The 17,801-nt window shown below is 40.5% G+C and carries 13 protein-coding genes and 1 pseudogene; 10 read left to right on the plus strand and 4 right to left on the minus strand.

Annotated features, from left to right (window positions below):
* Positions 1-301: 301 nt before the first annotated feature.
* Positions 302-1,330, plus strand: a complete 1,029-nt coding sequence (locus tag ACO1PF_RS05805) for a LacI family DNA-binding transcriptional regulator (protein WP_423190378.1) — start codon at positions 302-304, stop codon at positions 1,328-1,330.
* Positions 1,331-1,734: 404 nt separating this feature from the next.
* Positions 1,735-6,261 carry an Ig-like domain-containing protein gene (locus tag ACO1PF_RS05810; RefSeq protein WP_423190379.1) on the plus strand — a complete coding sequence of 1,509 codons (4,527 nt, stop codon included), beginning with the start codon at positions 1,735-1,737 and terminating at the stop codon, positions 6,259-6,261.
* Positions 6,262-6,811: 550 nt separating this feature from the next.
* On the opposite strand, the gene ACO1PF_RS05815 is transcribed toward ACO1PF_RS05810, so the two are convergent.
* On the minus strand, positions 6,812-7,336 hold the full coding sequence (locus ACO1PF_RS05815; protein ID WP_423190380.1) for a dihydrofolate reductase family protein: 525 nt from the start codon (positions 7,334-7,336) through the stop codon (positions 6,812-6,814).
* Between the two features lie 500 nt (positions 7,337-7,836).
* Here ACO1PF_RS05815 and ACO1PF_RS05820 point away from each other — a divergent pair, with 500 nt between their 5' ends.
* Together ACO1PF_RS05820 and arr are read left to right on the plus strand one after the other, a co-directional pair.
* Positions 7,837-8,607 carry a hypothetical protein gene (locus ACO1PF_RS05820; RefSeq protein ID WP_423190381.1) on the plus strand — a complete coding sequence of 257 codons (771 nt, stop codon included), beginning with the start codon at positions 7,837-7,839 and terminating at the stop codon, positions 8,605-8,607.
* 312 nt (positions 8,608-8,919) lie between these two features.
* Positions 8,920-9,339 (plus strand): NAD(+)--rifampin ADP-ribosyltransferase, encoded by a 420-nt coding sequence (gene arr / locus ACO1PF_RS05825; protein ID WP_423190382.1) that lies wholly within the window; start codon positions 8,920-8,922, stop codon positions 9,337-9,339.
* Between the two features lie 104 nt (positions 9,340-9,443).
* Here the strand turns inward: arr and ACO1PF_RS05830 are convergent, their stop codons facing one another.
* Entirely contained in the window at positions 9,444-10,523 is a 1,080-nt protein-coding gene (locus tag ACO1PF_RS05830) for a D-alanyl-D-alanine carboxypeptidase family protein (protein WP_423190383.1), read from the minus strand.
* A 432-nt stretch (positions 10,524-10,955) separates the two neighbouring features.
* On the opposite strand from ACO1PF_RS05830, the gene ACO1PF_RS05835 reads away from it, so the two are divergent.
* The 4 genes from ACO1PF_RS05835 to ACO1PF_RS05850 all read left to right on the plus strand — a co-directional run bounded on the left by ACO1PF_RS05835 (position 10,956) and on the right by ACO1PF_RS05850 (position 12,901).
* Complete coding sequence (locus tag ACO1PF_RS05835) at positions 10,956-11,255, plus strand: MGMT family protein (RefSeq protein ID WP_423190384.1); 300 nt, start codon at positions 10,956-10,958, stop codon at positions 11,253-11,255.
* 101 nt (positions 11,256-11,356) lie between these two features.
* Entirely contained in the window at positions 11,357-11,833 is a 477-nt protein-coding gene (locus ACO1PF_RS05840) for a YbaK/EbsC family protein (RefSeq protein WP_423190513.1), read from the plus strand.
* 12 nt (positions 11,834-11,845) lie between these two features.
* A complete protein-coding gene (gene gloB / locus ACO1PF_RS05845) occupies positions 11,846-12,550 on the plus strand; it encodes a hydroxyacylglutathione hydrolase (protein WP_423190385.1) in 705 nt (234 codons plus the stop codon).
* 42 nt (positions 12,551-12,592) lie between these two features.
* On the plus strand, positions 12,593-12,901 hold the full coding sequence (locus tag ACO1PF_RS05850; RefSeq protein ID WP_423190386.1) for an MGMT family protein: 309 nt from the start codon (positions 12,593-12,595) through the stop codon (positions 12,899-12,901).
* 121 nt (positions 12,902-13,022) lie between these two features.
* Here ACO1PF_RS05850 and fabV read toward each other — a convergent pair whose 3' ends face one another.
* Together fabV and ACO1PF_RS05860 are read right to left on the minus strand one after the other, a co-directional pair.
* Positions 13,023-14,219: an enoyl-ACP reductase FabV gene (fabV, locus tag ACO1PF_RS05855; RefSeq protein WP_423190387.1), complete on the minus strand. Its 1,197-nt coding sequence runs from the start codon at positions 14,217-14,219 to the stop codon at positions 13,023-13,025.
* Positions 14,220-14,486: 267 nt separating this feature from the next.
* Positions 14,487-15,875, minus strand: coding sequence for an FAD-binding oxidoreductase (locus ACO1PF_RS05860; protein ID WP_423190388.1), 1,389 nt, complete (start codon positions 15,873-15,875; stop codon positions 14,487-14,489).
* A 309-nt stretch (positions 15,876-16,184) separates the two neighbouring features.
* Here ACO1PF_RS05860 and ACO1PF_RS05865 point away from each other — a divergent pair.
* Both ACO1PF_RS05865 and ACO1PF_RS05870 read left to right on the plus strand, forming a co-directional pair.
* A pseudogene (locus ACO1PF_RS05865) lies at positions 16,185-16,253 on the plus strand (hypothetical protein); the annotation flags it as partial.
* Positions 16,254-16,594: 341 nt separating this feature from the next.
* Positions 16,595-17,638, plus strand: a complete 1,044-nt coding sequence (locus ACO1PF_RS05870) for a zinc-dependent alcohol dehydrogenase family protein (RefSeq protein ID WP_423190389.1) — start codon at positions 16,595-16,597, stop codon at positions 17,636-17,638.
* Positions 17,639-17,801 lie beyond the last annotated feature (163 nt).

The raw sequence follows: 17,801 nt of genomic DNA on the forward strand, positions 1-17,801 counted from the left end.
ACCGCAGGAGTACATGATAATAGAGCCTTATCATAAATGAATGAGGTCAATAAGCTAATATCCACGAGTCATAACAGTACAAGTAAAATAATCAAGCTATAAAAATCGGTTTAATCGTTAAATGTCATATAATACAATAGATTTAATATGACGATTAAAATCTGAGAATCCAAGGGAATGATGTCTGCTGTATGGATGCACTTTGCTTATGTCTGATTGGAGAGGTTCTCCAGTCAGACATATTCAACTGTCATAATGAAGCTTTGATCAGAAGACTTGGGAGCTGATTCAGGAGGAAAAAATGGATACTAATGATATTGCAAAACTCGCAAACGTTTCGAGAAAAACGGTCCAGCGGGTACTGAACGACTCTTCTCAAGTGAAGAAAGAAACGCGTGAGCGTATCCACAGGATCATGGACGAGCATAATTATTACCCAAATGTCTCAGCAAGGCGCTTGGCGAAAAACAAAACACAAACGCTCGGCCTATTTATTATTCAAGATCCAGAATTAGATAATATATATGCAGATAATTTCTTTTACAGTTCGGTAATCAGTCAGATGATCACTTCCGCTGGAGATCGTGGCTACAATATGCTGGTAACTACCGCGTCGGTCGAGAATACCGCCCCCATTTTGAAACTTTACAGGGAGAAAAGCATTGATGCGGGGATGATTATCAGCTGGTCGAATGTCCAGCACACAGTAGATAAAATCAGAGAATATGGCTATGCAGTCGGGGTGTTCGATCAGAACAACCTCTCTTCAAGCCAGCAGGACATCGCTGTTCCTAAACTGTTGAACAAGGAATCAGCTTTTTTGGCGACGGATTATTTGATCCAGCTCGGGCATGAGAAAATCGGAGTCATTACCGGCGAAGAAACAAACCGGGCTGCAACTGAACGTTTGGAAGGATACAAAGAGGCTCTTAAAAGCGCAGACCTTACAGCAGGACCTTTTTTTTACGGGACATTTGTCGAGAAGTCTGGCTATGATGCAGTTATGGAATGGACTGAGAAAGGAAAGCTCCCGACAGCTATCGTTTGTTCGAACGATGAGGTTGCAATCGGCGCATTGAAAGCATTGAGTGAGCAGGGAATCAAGGTTCCGCAGCAAGTGTCATTGATTGGCTTTGACAATATTCGGCTGACCCAATACACGAATCCTCCATTAACGACTATGCATGTACCAAGAGTAGAGATGGCTGATTATCTGGTGGAGCAAATGATCGGTCAGTTTGAACGGGGGATTCCAGCTACTGAAAAATTATTCAAAGCATCATTGGTTGAACGCCAATCCTGCGCAGCACCGGTAGGTAAAGAACGATAAATGTGTCTATTTAAGATAATTCTGACTATAAAATTACATCACTTATTAAAAGAGCTTGCTATTACCAGCAAGTTCTTTTATAGTTAGACCAACAAATGTCCTGCGTAGGACAAACTACGAATTGGGACTTTAATTGGTGGCTTGCGCGCCAGTATTGAATCGAATGAAAGCGGTGACATTTGGTCGCTGAAAAGTCATAAAGAATAATTCGATCACTGAATCGCAAGGTAAGACCGATTTTAAAAGTAAGAAGAGCAGTCAGCGTTATGGACGAATCTATTCTCAAAAGAGGATGTGATAAATTATTTGATGGGTGGACCCCATCTGAGATAGCTTGGATTTTCTGGGTTTCCAAGAATACTTATTCATGACTGTAATCTAAAAAAATAGGAGTTGAGTTTATATTGTCAAAATCAAAAGTAAATAAAATCAGAACGCTCTGTTTAGCTTCCATACTTGTCCTTAATGCGGCAGGTCCTACTGCGTTAAGTGTAAGCGCCAATACCGAGTCGGAAGAATCAGCGTCTGCTGCGAACTTGCAGACCATTACCTCAATGCAGGCAGCTGGACCGACTACGATCAATGCCGGCTTTGACGGAGGTGTCGGCTTCCAATTTCCGACTTTCAATAATGGTGCTTCCTTTGATGACGTCGAGGGCGACGTCGATTTACTGGTAAAACAGAACGGTGAGTGGATCTCCATCGACAATAATGCGGCCAGCGGATGGGTCTACGACGAGAACTTCGGAAACTGGTGGGAAGGTCCCGGTGGTTACTGGTTCAATCCGGTAGAAGAAACGATGCAGCTCAGAGTGGCTTCAAAAGCAAACACTGAAGTGTTTGTTGAGTATACGTTCAACGTGACACCAGCTGACACTCAAGTGATCACATCGATGGCTCCTGCGGGTCCAACGACCATTGACGTCTCACCATCTGGTGGAACTGGGTTTGAGTTTCCAAGATTCAACACCGGCGCAACATTTAAGGACGTTAAGGATGATATAGCCCTTTTCGTGAAGCAGGGTGACACATGGGTATCGATCGACAACAATGCAGACAGCGGTTGGACCTATGATAATAACTTCGGGAACTGGTGGGAAGGTCCTGGCGGCTACTGGTTTGATCCGGTAGAAGAGACGACAAGTGTGAGAGTAGCCTCAAGAACCAATCCCGAGGCATTTGTGGATTATTCATTAAAAGTGACGCTTCCGGTCAGAAATTCACACACGATCACGAATTTTGATGGCCGAGCAACTTTTGAAGCGGACAGGAACGGTGCTATCGGTTTACCTTCCCCTAGGATCGATGGGGGTTATGCGACAAAAAGTGAAGTGGACAACTTCGTCTATGAAGTGAACGTCGACGGCGAATGGGTCAACATACTGGATTCAGCTACGACAGGATTCAGTTACTCTGCCAATGGCTACAATAGAATGTCCTCTGCTAATCAGTGGGGATACTGGACAGACTATATCTTTGGACTCTGGTTCCAGCCGCTTCAGGAAGACATGGATTTCCGTATAGGCTATCCCTTGAACGGTGAAAAAGATGGAGATATCGGAGACAACTTCGTTCAGTACAAATTTATCGGGAACCCGGATGCCCACCGCCCGGATGATGTCGTGATGGATGACATAGAGGTTGGCATGTCTGATGATCCAACGATTGACGGATGGGATCTGGTCTGGAACGATGAGTTTGATGGAGACGAACTGGACGAAAGCAAGTGGAACTATGATACGGGTTACTATTTGAACGATGACCCGGGAACATGGGGATGGGGTAATAACGAACTTCAACATTACACGGACAGCGAAGAGAATGTCTTTTTGGAAGATGGTAAATTGAATATCGTGGCCTTTGAAGATCCGGCTTCTTTTCCGGAAGATCCAGATCGTATCGCACCTTATTCTTCGGGCAAGATCACTACAAAGGACAAGTTCACATTCGAGTATGGAAGAATCGACTTTAGCGCGAAGCTCCCTGCAGTTACCGGCGCATGGTCTGCTTTATGGATGATGCCGAATGATGATGTTTATGGTGGCTGGGCATCTTCAGGTGAGATCGATGTCATGGAAGCTAGAGGACGTGTACCTGAATCGACAAGCGGTGCCACTCACTTTGGTGGAGAATGGCCAGCAAATACCTATATTGAAGGTAGTCAGACGTTCGAAGATGGTGGAAGGATAGATACGGACTACCATGTCTACAGTCTGATATGGGAAGAAGATCATCTCAGCTGGTATGTCGATGGAGAATTCTTTTTCAAGGTATCAAAAGAACAATGGTTCTCAGCAGCGGCCAGAGAAAATCCGCTGGCACCGTTTGACCAGGAATTCTACGTGATCATGAACCTTGCGATCGGTGGATGGTTCGATGGCGGAAGAGTGCCCGATGCAGAAGATTTACCAGCAACGATGCAAGTTGATTACGTTCGTGTCTACAGTGAACCGGAACCAGTGCAGGTCCCTGTGACCGGCGTCAATCTCAATCGCTCGGAAGTTGAATTGACATCAGATGGTCAAAGAACAAGTCTTTCAGCAACTGTTTCACCATCAAACGCGACAAACAAAAAGGTGACTTGGTCTTCAAGTGATGAAAGTGTGGCGACAGTAAGTGCGAGCGGTGTGGTCACTGCGGTAGCAAATGGTACAGCTACAATCACCGTCACGACTGAAGATGGAGAACAAATCGATACAGCGACAGTGGTCATTGATATCATTCCACAACTGACCTTGGATCAAATGTTCCCGCTGAAGAACGGCACGTTCGGTGATGGGCTTACTCATTGGTCAGCCTGGAACTGGACAGATCACGATGAGTTTATAAATCAGGTCGAAGTAGTCAAGAGCAAAGCTGAAATCGCAATCCCCGCGTTTGATGCCAGTGGTGCAGGTGCTGAAAAAGATGCGGTACAATTCAAGCAATCAGGCATCCAGTTGTATGAAAACGAGGAGTATCTAGTTTCCTTCGATGCACATTCAACGATGTCAAGAGAGATGGGATTAGTACTTCAAAATGGTGAAGCAGAAAGAATGTTTGAGAAAAACCTGTCTCTATCAGAAGAGAGCCAAAGATATACCTATTCATTCAAAGCAACAAGCGATGAAGAGGTTGAGCTGAACTTCCTGCTAGGTCAGTATGCTGATTACGGTGAGCATACGGTTACGATCGATAACGTGGCACTGGAAATCAAAAATCCAGCGGTCAACCAAATCAAAAACCACTCCTTTACCAATGGAACGACTTCATGGGACATGTTTTCGGACGTGGGCGCATCTTCTGTGGTTATAGATGAAGAGCAGCAGATCACGATTCCGTCATTAGGGAATGAATTCTGGAGCATTCAGTTCAGCCAAATGGGCTTGCGTCTGGAAGAATCAAAGTCCTACAGATTGGTCTTTGACATGTCATCTTCTATTGGACGAAAAATAGATGCCATCGTAGAGAGTACGAACTATGACAAGTATCTGTGGGAAACAGTGGAAATCAACGAAGAAATGAATACCTATGCACTCGAATTCACCCACGAAAAAGGCACGGATCCTGCTGCAAAATTTGTGCTTGCATTAGGCAAAGTGGAAGACCAGGAAGCAATCGGTGAGCATGTTGTTTCGATCGATAATGTCTACCTTTACGAAATTCCTGTTCTGCCGGCTGGAGAACCAGATGAGCCTGCAGAACCAGTGACACCTAAAGAAGGATATGGAGTAGGAACAATCACGGAAAACTCTGTTGAGTTTTATGTGAACGATGCGCCATGGGCGATCATTCATTACAATAAAAACGACACGACACCGCAGAATATTATGATGGATAAAGCCGGAGAGAATTACTCTGTTTACACATTGAATGATTTAAAAGAGGGCGATGAAATCATATATGGATTTACCTACGGATTAGCTGAAGGCCAAGATAGTTACGCTGAACAAGTATACGTTCACAATTTCGTGACGCGTCCTGAGACACCGACAGCTGATGAAGTATCTGATCGCTCCACTGAAGTGACCGGATTGGCTGAAGCGGGTTCAACAGTGACAGTAGCGAATGATACGGAAATGTTCACGTCCATTGCTGATGATGAAGGTCTCTACACAGTAGAGATTCCAAAACAGCTGGCCGGAACAGCACTGACGATCACAGCAACTGATGAAGCTGGAAATGTCAGCGAAGAGCTGACCGTTGAGGTAACGGATCGCACACCGCCGGAAATGCCAACCGCCGATGAAGTATCTGACCGCTCCACTGAAGTGACCGGATTAGCTGAAGCTGCTTCAACAGTGACGGTAGCGAATGATACAGAAACGTTCACGTCTATTGCCGATGCTGAAGGTCTTTACACCGTAGAGATTCCGAAACAGAATGCAGAAACAGTATTGATGATCACAGCAACCGATGAAGCTGGAAACGTGAGTGAGGAACTCAGCGTGACCGTTGCAAGCGGTTTGGAAGTGAATGAGATTACTGATGAGTCCAAAGAAGTTACCGGAAAAGCGGAAGCAGATTCAGTTGTTACTGTAGATTTTGGAAATAGAAATCAACGACGCACAGTAACGGCCGATGCTGAGGGTAACTTTAATGTAAGAATTCCTAAGCAAAAAGCTGGATCAGTAGTTGAAGTGACAGTAGAAGATGCATCGGGAACAATCATTGACACCAAAGTAATGACTGTTTCAGAGCACGTTGCACCTGAAGCTCCAAAGGTGAAAAACGTTGACAGCCAGTCTACGTCAGTCACAGGCAAAACAGAAGCATATGCCGATGTAACAGTGAAAGTCGGCGATGAAGTGATCGGAACGGCTCAGGCAGATGACAAAGGCAAGTTTGAAGTCACGATTCCGAGTCAAAAGCAGGGTACACATCTTAGCATCGCTGTTGCTGATGCATCAAATAATGTAAGCCCAGAAACAAACGTAACAGTGAAAAAATAAATGAATTAAACGAAAAGACCGCCTTTCCGATTAGAGGAAAGGCGGTCTTTTCTTGCGTACATGGTGAGAAGTCTGAAAAAAGGCACCGCCTCTGATAGTCAGAGGCGGTGCTTTTGTCTCTTTATGAGCATAGAACATAAAGAAAGTTGGAGCAGCTGAATTTTTTTGCCGGATGTTACTGAACACTTAGCTTATTTGTAGAGATGAGACAGGAAATTTACTTTCGTCCCCCTTTCATAGATCCAAAACGAGAATGCTTTAGGTCTACAACATTTACTGTTATCAATGGTATAATTAAAATAGTTGGAAAACAAACAAAAAAACATTCTAATAGTCTGTGCTGAAAGAGAATTTATTTAATCCGCCAGATGTTTACCGGAATCTTTTTATGATAGTATCCTTTATTGAGTAGGATAAAACTTTAACTTCAGGGCAATCAATTCATCCCACGGGTTGTTTTATAAAATCATTGCCTTAAGATTGTTACGAAGAACCGTACCACGAGTAGATGAAGATTAATATGACAGAGTAAAGAAATGATACCTAGGTATCATTTCTTTACTACATAATGCAACTCTACAAACTGGTTAAATTGTCGTAGTCGTTTTAATGATAAGTCAAAATAATAGTCTTCTTCATTAAAAAGTGGAATGCCTGTTCCAAGTATTACAGGGGCTATGGTGATAATTAGTTCATCAATTAAATTTTCTTTTAGAAATGAGTGTACTAATTTACCCCCTCCAACAAGCCAGATTTTTCTTCTCTCTTGTACTTTCATTCTACTAATGAAGTCAGACGGCGTTTCGTTGATAAAGGTTACATTTTCATCTTCCAAGGAGCTATGAGTGAACACATAACAGTCTTTATCGGGAAAATTTGTTGGGTCGTTTCTCATGATCCAATCGTAGGTGGTTTTACCCATTACCACAGTGTCTACGTCATTATAGAACTCAGAAATACCGTTATCGCCCTCACCTTCTACATTAAATAGCCACTCAAGCGATTCATCTTTTGTTGCAATATAACCATCTAGGCTGGATGCAGTAAATAGCATTACTTTTTGTTCTTTAGTCATACCTGTCACCTCTTTAATTTTAGTTTTTATTTTGTGTGATTTTTACTGGAAGGTAATAGCCTAAATTAAACATTCATAATATTAGGCAGACAATGGACAAGTAAATGATAGCATTAAAATGGTTGGTATAAAAGATAGAGGATTAGGGTTTACTTTAAGAAAAATTAGCAGCGCTAATCTGAGTTTTGAGGAGACATTCTATGTATGAAGATGGGACACACGTCGCTCTAGGCGGCCTTTCTTTTGATTGATGATAAGGGTATAAAATGGTTGGGCCTGTGAACTGTTTGACGGTGGTTGCCAAGAATTTGATAGTATTAAATCCAGAGCAGGTTTAAGTAAAAAGACTCTCTTTTATACAATTGGGTGCTGACATGCATCAAGTCTCTGTTATATAAATCGATCATTTTGATCATTATATAACATGAAAAAACCACTAACATAATGTTATATATGTTATAATTGTGTTGTTAAAAATTAAAAAGATAGAAGGTAAATAGATGAAAAAAATAGTATCTTTATTTGGCGTTTTGATATTTCTAAGTGCATGCACCGATGCAGAGGCTTATGAGACGAATATCTCTACTTTAGAACAAGATGTTCAGGATTTAACGGCTAGTCTTACATATTTAGAAGAAGAAAAAGAAGAACAGGATGCAGAAATAACTAGACTGACTGACGAAAATGACATAATCAAAAAAGATTATGATAAATATAAAGAGCGTATGACTCCTTATGAAGAATTAGAAGAATCAGAAGCACAAGCTAGAAAAATTGAAGCAGATAAAATAGCTGCTGAGGAAAAAGAAGCGGCTGATAAAAAGAAAGCTGAAGAAGAAGCAGCTAAAAAAGCTAAACAAGATGCTAAAGAAAAAGAACAGGCCGAAAAAGAGGCAGCAGAAAAGGCTGAAGAAGAAGCAGCAATAAAAGCCGAAGAAGAAGAACTTGCAAGAGGATATGAAACAGGAATCACATATGACCAATTAGCAAGAACACCTGATGATTATATGGGTGAAAAAATCAAATTCAGTGGAAAGGTTATCCAAGTCATTGAAGGTGATGAAGAAATCCAACTACGATTTGCGGTAAATGATGACTACGACCAAGTAATTTATGTAGCTTATTCTCCTGACATAGTAGAGCAACGGGTATTGGAAGATGATTATTTAACAATTTCCGGTTATTCACTAGGCACTGTTTCATATGAATCCACTATCGGAGGCGTTATAACAATCCCTTCTTCAGTAATAGAGATTATTGAGTTCAATTAAAATATGTCTAACAATCAGCTTATTCAAACTATTGTTGGACATATTACACGGATGAGTAGTGTGACGAGTTAAAAATAACAAAAGAGGACGAATTGGCATCTTTAATGATGCAATCCGTCCTCTTTTTAATTGATGGTAAAGTATATATAGTAAACAAGATAGTGATATCTAACTTGAAATTCGTGATACAAACGTTCCTTTGCTTTAATTATACTAAACTGAGCTTGCAAATAATAGACTGTTATTTTACCAAAAATGCTAGTAGAATGGCTTAATCAGATACGAGCTAATCATCTAGAGGAGGAATAGTTAATGGAAACACCACAATACGAATTAGGCAAAGGGCCATTTTTTCACGGAACTAAAGCTGACTTATCTACCGGGGATCTATTAAGTCCAGGGTACGAATCAAATTATGAAGATAGACGAATCTCAAACTATATTTATTTTACTGCTACACTAGAAGCAGCAAAGTGGGGTGCTGAGCTGGCTTCAGGAAATGGAAAAGAACGGATATACATGGTGAAGCCGATAGGGGAATTTGAAAATGACCCTAATTTAACAGACAAACGGTACCCAGGTAATCCAACACGGTCCTATAGATCTGCTTCCGCAATAAAAATATTGGCTGAGTTGTCATCCTGGGAACGGCATACAGATGAACAGATCAACACAATGCTCGCTGATTTGAAGAAACTGAAAGAAGATGGTCTTGCAGAAATTGATGATTAAAAAAATGTTCTCAGATGATTTGCTTTGTTTTTGATTCGCTGAATAATCTGTTACTGATATAAAAATACCCTTCTCTTAAGCTGAGAAGGGTATTGAAAGGATATTTATTGTACGCCTAAGTATTCCTCCAGTGTTTTACCGCTGTTGTAAACTTTCGTAGCGAGATCTATGCCTAGATAACGTAAATGCCATGGCTCATACATATAGCCTGTGATGTGTTCTTTTCCTTTAGGATACCTCACAATGAAACCATATTTGTGAGCATTCTTCGCCATCCATCTTGAAGCATTAGATTCTGCAAAAGGATTTTTGGCCCCTGTCTGTGAAACATCAAAAGCAAGGCCTGTCTGGTGTTCAGAGTGTCCCGGTTTAGCACTGTAGCGGTCAGCCGCTTTTTCCCCATCTTTTTTTACATAGTTGTTATAGAGATTTTTCTGGTAGTCAAAAGAGCGATAGGTGCTGAAAGCAGTCAACTTGATGCCTTCTTTGTTTGATGCGGATGCCATTTTATTGAAGACTGAACGCGCTTCTTTGTTTTCACCAGGAGCATAGTTTGATGGGAGGGCGTATTTCTTATTAACGAGTAATACCCCGTTGATATGAGTGGGTTTTACTTGTGCCTTTGGTGCTGCAGAAGTAGTTACCTTCTTTAAGAAAATCGAACTCACAAAACCAGTCTTACCGCTATACTTCACTTTAAACCAAGTGCCAGACTTTGATAAATAGTCTACGCTTTTTCCTTTAGGTATCGTAAGGAGTATTTTATGTTTGGTAGAAGCTCCGGATCTCATATTCAAGTTAGACGTTGTCTGATACGCTACTTTACTTGTAGGGGCTGTCTTTGTAGCGGAAGGTTGAACTTTTTTAGGAGCTGCAGGTGAAACACTCCTTACGTAGCTTGAACTCAAAAATCCAGTTTTACCGTTATACTTTACTTTAAACCAAGAGCCGGATTTCGATAGGTACTCTACCTTTTTCCCTTTAGGTATTGTCAGAAGTATTTTATTTTTTGTCGAAGCACCTGATCTCATATTCAAGTTAGCCGTAGTATGGTACTCCACTTTTGCAGCTTCTACAGTATGATTATACCCAGCCCCTATTTCAAATGTCAGTTCAGTTATAAAAAGGGATATCGTAAGTACAGTCAATATAAAAAGACTTTTTCTAGTCCGTGATTTGTTCATAGTACATTCCTCCTGAAAGATAGTTTAATAATGAGAGATTAAAACGTATGTAAAAAAATATGGTATCCAGTTTTCTGATTTTGATATGATATATGCAGTGACTATACTTAGTGTTATGATTAGTCAGTGGTGTCGTTAAGATAGTTTGATTAATAGACTAATGGTATGTATTGAAAATGAAATCAATTAGCTATCAATTGATTATATTATGACTAATATTAATATTCAAGGGTTTTAAAAGTTTAAATATTCATATTTCTCATTTTGTTTAACAGGTGCTTTTAGAGGTAAAGGAAACATTAATATCAAGATAAACAGTATTATCGATTATTCTAAACATTTACTTATAAAATTATTGGCTTCAGACTGATGCGATGATTATTTTTACAAATGATGACAGTTATAATTTTTGTGTTGTGGGAGCGAAAATTAATGAAAAGAATACTAGACGAAGAGTTGATATACGAAATCTTATCGGTAGTGGAAGAGATCCCTAAGGGGAGAGTGGCCACTTACGGCCAGATCGCCCGAATGATTGGCAGAGAAAGAAATTCTCGACTGGTAGGCCGAGTATTAAGCCTGTCGAAATTTTACGGAAGCTCACCTTGTCACAGAGTGGTGAACCATGCGGGCAGACTGGCACCAGGCTGGAAAGAACAACGACAGCTGCTGGAAGATGAAGATGTGCCAATTAACCATGTGGTTATGAAAATCTGTCAATGGCAGGATTGAGGATGCTCTGACAGATAGAGGGAACCTTGGAATAAATAGCTTTTGCTTGATGTTGTAATTCGAGAACGATGTATACATTAATATGAGGAGGGGAGAAAGTGATAGTCAATCTTGAAGAATTTTTAAAAGAACATGCCATTTATTTTGAATTGTATGATCATGATCCTATCTATACGAATGAAGATGCTGTGATCATGAAAAAAGAAAAAGGGTTTACGGGTACAGAAACCAAAGCACTCTTTCTGAAAGGGAAATCCGGACAATACTATTCATTCGTGACGTTCACGACGAAAAACACCGATTTTAAACGCTTGAAGCAAGTTGTAGGTGAGAAACTAGCAATTGTGAAACCAGATGAAATGGAAGAGGTCACTGGTCAAAAAGTAGGTGCTGTAACACCTTTGGGCTATGAAGAGTCCATTCCGATGATAGTAGATGAGGAGTTGTTTGAACAAGAAAAACTTGTTTTTGCTCCCGCCAGACCTGATCAAACCATGGTCATCCTGGCTAAAGATTTGAAAAAAATCATCGCTTTACTCGGAAATGAGTTATATATTTACAGTGAAATTAAAAAGTGAGGAGTTATTCTGATGCACATTCACCCAATCAAATCGCTTTCTGATAATTATATCTGGATCATTGAAGAAGGAACGGAAGCAGTGGTGGTCGATCCGGGGGAAGCTGAAAGCGTGATAGCTTACTTGGAAGAACAACAGTTGCATTTAACCGCCATCCTTTTGACCCATAATCACGACGACCATATCGGTGGGGTTAAAGAAATTTCAGCGAACTATCCTATTATTCCGATTTATGGACCGAAAGAAACCGAACCCATAGCTAAGCTCATCATCCAGGACGGGGATTCCTTTGAACTGCTGGGTCAAACCTTTCAAGTCTTCAAAACGGCTGGGCATACCCAGGGGCACATCAGTTTATTAATGGGAGAAGCACTTTTTTGTGGGGACGCCTTGTTCTCAGCCGGTTGCGGACGAGTCTTTACAAAAGATTACCAAGCTCAATATGATGCCTTACAGAAATTCAAGCGCTTGAACGATGACGTACACGTCTATGCAGCTCATGAGTATACGCAGACCAATTTACGCTTTGCACATTCTCTACAGCCGAACAATGAGGTTGTTTCTAAAGCCTTGGACCAAGTCGACCAGTTGCGAACAGAAGGACATCCAACTTTGCCTTCTACGATCGGAAAGGAAAAAATGATCAATCTTTTCCTTCAGGCTGAGACGTTGGAAGATTTCATTCACCTGCGAAAGGCTCGCGATAATTTCAAGTGAAAGAATTAGAGCTATTTCCAAGCTGTGAAGGGAAGAAAGAATATGAAACGGATTTTAAACGAAGAGTTGATATATGAAATATTATCGGTGGTCGAGGAGATTCCTAAGGGAAAAGTTGCCACATACGGTCAAATCGCCAAGTTGATTGGTAGAGAAAGAAATTCCCGACTGGTAGGCAGAGTGTTGAGCAGGGCAGAATTTTACGGCAGTTACCCGTGTCACAGAGTGGTGAATCATGCTGGCCGATTGGCACCAGGTTGGAAAGACCAACGACAGCTGCTGGAAGATGAAGATGTGCCCATGAAGAATGAAACCCATGTTGATATAAAGAGCTGTCAATGGGAATTCTGAGTACGTTTCAAAGGTATGCTGGAGGTATAAAGTGAAAAACCGCAAAATAAAAAAGGAAATGGCTATATAGCCATTTCCTTTTTTATTTCTACCGGCATATTTGCTGCGACAGCAATATAGGTTAATATTCTAATGCTTTTAATTCTTCTAGGGTAACCTCTTGATCAACATAGTTATCAACCATGAAGCCACTTAAAATTGAAAATTCTTTATAAAAGATATCATAAGCTGTCATTTCAGAATTGAAATTTTCTTCATTTAATTTTAGAATCAATTCCTTCGTTTTGGCCTGAGTGTCGCTGTCAAGTTCCCAATTATCAGGTCTAAGACGGCCAACGTCATCATACTCAGCTTTGTTGCCATAAATCATTTCTCGATAAATTCGGTCTTGATGCATGATTGGTGTTTCGTGAGTGCCTTTTTCAGCCATTATTTTGTAAAGACCGATACAATAAACAGGGAAAAAAGGAATGACTGAACTTGCTTTAGTGGTCACTGCAGTGGCCACCACGATCTTGGCTTTGCCGTTAATATCTGCCAGTAATTCATTGATATTATCAGCTTTTTCATCACAATCTGCTTTCGCACGGCCAAGGGTACCATGACCATAGTAAGGCTGATTCAACTCTGTTCCTAAATAAGAATAATTAGTCGTTAGAACACCGTCAGCCAGCACATCTGCTTCTTTCAGTGCTTTCAGCCATAGTTCCCAGTCTTCGCCACCCATCACTTTGACGGTATCAGCGATTTCCTGGTCAGTTGCGGGGTCCAGCGTTTCAGTGTAATATCTCTGCTCTTGCATATTGATATTAGGGCCAACCACTGGCTCCCCAATGGCTTTGATCGAGGAATAGTAGGTCTCGCCAGTATCAGGATCTGTCCGTCGACCACTTGCGAGGCTATAGACGACTAGATCTACTTTACCCCCAAAATCATTCTTTATATAATCGATGACCTCTTGTTTGGTTTCATGGCTAAAGGCGTCCTGCACAAAGTTTTTGGCAGTCAGCCCATCTTTTTCAGCTGCTTCTCGAAAAGCGATATTGTTGTACCAGCCAGCTGTACCCAGAGATTTTTCGCTCTTGGGTCCTTTTTCATAAGAAATGCCAATCGTATCTGCTCCCGCACCGAAAGCTAGGCTGACTCGGGTGGCTAGACCGTAGCTTGAGGACGCACCGATGATCAATACCTTTTTCGGACCTTCATAAGTCCCTTTATTTTTCACATAATCGATTTGATTCAATACTTCTTGTTTGCATCCAAGTGGATTGACACCTAGAGCTACATTTCCCCGTATATTCTGTTTGAATTTCACCATGATTAGTTCTCCTCCATTAGATCGTCTTAGGAATATAATAGCAGAAAATGATTCTCAAGAGAAATTACTTACTAAAATTTCAATTGATACGCACCTTCGGATGACTAATAATTGACGTTTTATAGAAAAATATCGTAATGGAATGTATTGCTATGGACGCTAAACTGTTTTTTATAGGATGAAAATGCAGAAAGACCCAATCATGTACAACTGATTGGGTCTTTCTGCATTAGGGAATAAGAAAACAGCGATATTTCAGCATATATCCTATTCAAGAGGGACATTCAAACTAAAGCAGAAGAGATTTTCAGGATCGTATTTATTCTTCAAGGTAATCAATCTGTTGAATGCTTCTGGAGTAAATGCATCTTTTGTCTGGTTCCATTTTTCGTCACCGGCTAAAAAGTTCATGTAAACATTACCTGTTGAATAAGGCTCCATTTCGTTCTTGATCCCATTGGCAATTTCTGTATATGCCAGGTTCATTTCTGGTGTAGGGACTAGCCCGACCATATTAAGAATGAATGGTGCATCATGTTGACTATACGCAACGGCATCTTTATCTGCTCGAGCCATTGCCCCTCCGCCGTGATGAATTTCTGCAGCGAAAAGAGGTGTTGGTTCGTTTTGTGGGAAGGCCCGTTTGAGCATAATGCTTACAACATCATCTGACAGCTCGTTGATAATTAAGCTCCGTGCTGTAGCTGGGATGGGATCTTTTGGATCATCACTGATGGTATCCGCATCTTTGAAAGGGATAGCTCCAAATAGATTAGCCATGGGTTCCATCCAGTCCAGCCATGATTTAATTATTTCTTCTCCTTTTTCTACGGGGCCGGCGTAACATCCACGTACGACAACGGCAGATTTACCCTGCAGAAATTCAGGGACTATCGGCAGTGGTGGGTAATTTTCGATTGAAATCGTTGTGGTCCAGTCATCCTCGATACCCGCGATCCACTCTCTATAACGGACAAATACTTCGGAGGCAACCTCACGTGGATACATCAGACTTCCAGCATAAACGGTTTTTACCGGGAATAAGTTTATTTCCATTGCCGTAATGACACCGAAAGCAGCGCCACATCCGCTTAATCCCCAAAACAAATCATTATTTTCATGTTTATTCACATGAATCAGTTCACCATCAGCTGTCACCATATCATATGAAATGACATTATCTACTGAAAGTCCGTATTTTCGTGCCAACCATCCCATTCCGCCACCCATCGTATAGCCGATAGCACCGACATCTGAAGATGAACCCATTAACGGTGCCATTCCTTCCATCTGTGCCTTTTCAAGAACATCGATCCACTTAGCTCCTGCTTCAATGTGTGCCGTTTGATTAATAGGATCTATATAGACTCTCCTCATTGAGCCAACAACAATAAGCATATTATCATTTGCTGGAAGTGCAACGCCGTGCCCAGTGTTTTTTACAGCTACCTTCAGCCCATTCGCTTTAGCAAAACGGACGGCTTCAATAATATCCAAGGTGTTCTCAGCAACGACAATTACTTCAGGCCACTGATCTACTGAAAGCAACCATGAGGTACGAGCACTGTCGTATTCTTCACTAGCAGCTGTTAAGACATTACCACTTATTTTTGACTTCAATTTCTCTAAATTTAGTGCCTCTTTTTTCATCTTCATAATAAATACCTCCTAATTTTATAAGAATGTATGTACATGAGACCTATGTAAGAACTGTCATTGAAATAATAAATGATATTTGATGAGATTTTCGTTTTCGAGGCAGTGTATCTTTAGCAAACGATTCACTACTTCATCTCTGTTTTCTAAATTATATATCAACTCATAACTGATGCCTACAATTTTGATTCCATGTTAATAAAGGTCAAATATACACGGCTCATATAGGGTTATAAAGCTTTGTAACATGAATATACTAAAACTAACTTACGCTTTGCGCATTATTTAGAACCATGGAATAAAGAAAATTCGAAAGTTTTAAATCAGAAAAATGAATTAAGAGCAGTTGATATTCCAACTCGCCCCTCTACGATCTGAAAGCAAAAGAAAATCAATAAAGTCCTTCAGGCTGAGACGTTGGAGGACTTTATTGATTTAAGAGAGGCATGTGATAATTTCCAGTGATGGAATTGGAAATATTTTCAGTGAGCGTAGAGAACTCGGTTATAAATAAGCGATTTTTTTTATTTGTAAGTGATAGAATCTGTAAACGTTACACAATTTATCCCGATACTTTTTTAAAATGGGCGAGTGTGTTTAGGCTTCTTCCAATGATTAGATTGTGAAGAAACGCTTGTAAGTTGAAATCGTTGATACATTGATATATTGGTGATAGTATAACGTTAAATGTAACATATTTAATAAGGAGGAATGATAAAATGAAGGCGCTTTCGTTTGTGGGTATAAATCAAAAAGAGGTTCTAGATAAGGAAAAACCGACGGTACAAAAGAGTACAGATGCTGTTGTAAAACTTGTCAAAACGACTATTTGTGGTACAGATTTACACATTATGGCGGGTCATACTCCAGAAGTACCAGAGGGATTAACTATCGGGCATGAAGGAATTGGAATTGTTGAAGAAGTTGGTAGCGGGATTTCAAACTTCAAGGTCGGAGATAAAGTTTTGATCTCGTGTATTACGTCATGTGGTAAATGTCACTATTGTAAGAAAGGACTCTATGCTCATTGTGAAGACGGTGGGTGGATCCTAGGACACTTAATAGATGGTACTCAAGCAGAATATGTAAGAATACCTCATGCAGACAATAGTCTTCATCATGTGCCTAAAGGAATGGATGATGACAGTCTGGTTATGCTTAGTGATATTCTTCCGACAGGATTGGAAATTGGCGTCATAGCGGGACAAGTTGAACCTGGTTGTACGGTGGCTATCATTGGAGCCGGTCCAATCGGAATGGCAGCACTTTTAACGGCGCAATTTTATTCGCCGGCAAAAATAATTATGGTTGATATCGATGATAACCGTTTAGAAATGTCGAAAAAATTTGGGGCCACACATACCGTTAATTCTAAAAATGCCGAGGAAGCCATCAAGGAGATATTCGCAATAACGGATGACTTAGGTGTAGATGTTGCGATGGAAGCTGTCGGTTACCCTCAAACTTTTGACATATGTCAAAAAATCCTAGCACCTGGCGGAAGATTAGCCAATATCGGCGTACATGGAAAAAGTGTTGAATTGCATTTAGAAGATTTATGGATCAAAAACATCAGCATTTCAGCAGGATTAGTTAGCACAAATACAACCCCTATGTTGCTGAAAACAGTGGAGTCAGGTAAAATCGCTCCGAATGAGCTGGTAACACACCATTATCACTTTAATGACATGTTAGAGGCGTATAAAACTTTTGAGAATGCTTCTGAAAACAAAGCACTGAAATTGATCATTGATTTTGAATAAAAAACTAGCTTAGTAATTGCAAATCAGTTGTTAATTAATGATTTTATGTAAATAAGCATTGGTGCTTCACTGATGCTTATTTTTTTTGCATCATTAATCAACACGACGGAATGTATCATTAGTAAGTCAGGATTTTAACCCAGTATGCAAAGAAAATTCCAGA

The organism is Alkalibacterium sp. f15, from assembly GCF_049389645.1.
Classification (GTDB): domain Bacteria; phylum Bacillota; class Bacilli; order Lactobacillales; family Carnobacteriaceae_A; genus Alkalibacterium.

Coding starts and splice junctions, on each gene's coding strand:
- arr (WP_423190382.1), top strand. CDS start 8,920: ATGGAAACACCACAATACGAATTAGGCAAAGGGCCATTTTTTCACGGA.
- ACO1PF_RS05820 (WP_423190381.1), top strand. CDS start 7,837: ATGAAAAAAATAGTATCTTTATTTGGCGTTTTGATATTTCTAAGTGCA.
- ACO1PF_RS05805 (WP_423190378.1), top strand. CDS start 302: ATGGATACTAATGATATTGCAAAACTCGCAAACGTTTCGAGAAAAACG.
- gloB (WP_423190385.1), top strand. CDS start 11,846: ATGCACATTCACCCAATCAAATCGCTTTCTGATAATTATATCTGGATC.
- fabV (WP_423190387.1), bottom strand. CDS start 14,219: ATGGTGAAATTCAAACAGAATATACGGGGAAATGTAGCTCTAGGTGTC.
- ACO1PF_RS05850 (WP_423190386.1), top strand. CDS start 12,593: ATGAAACGGATTTTAAACGAAGAGTTGATATATGAAATATTATCGGTG.
- ACO1PF_RS05870 (WP_423190389.1), top strand. CDS start 16,595: ATGAAGGCGCTTTCGTTTGTGGGTATAAATCAAAAAGAGGTTCTAGAT.
- ACO1PF_RS05830 (WP_423190383.1), bottom strand. CDS start 10,523: ATGAACAAATCACGGACTAGAAAAAGTCTTTTTATATTGACTGTACTT.
- ACO1PF_RS05860 (WP_423190388.1), bottom strand. CDS start 15,875: ATGAAGATGAAAAAAGAGGCACTAAATTTAGAGAAATTGAAGTCAAAA.
- ACO1PF_RS05835 (WP_423190384.1), top strand. CDS start 10,956: ATGAAAAGAATACTAGACGAAGAGTTGATATACGAAATCTTATCGGTA.
- ACO1PF_RS05815 (WP_423190380.1), bottom strand. CDS start 7,336: ATGACTAAAGAACAAAAAGTAATGCTATTTACTGCATCCAGCCTAGAT.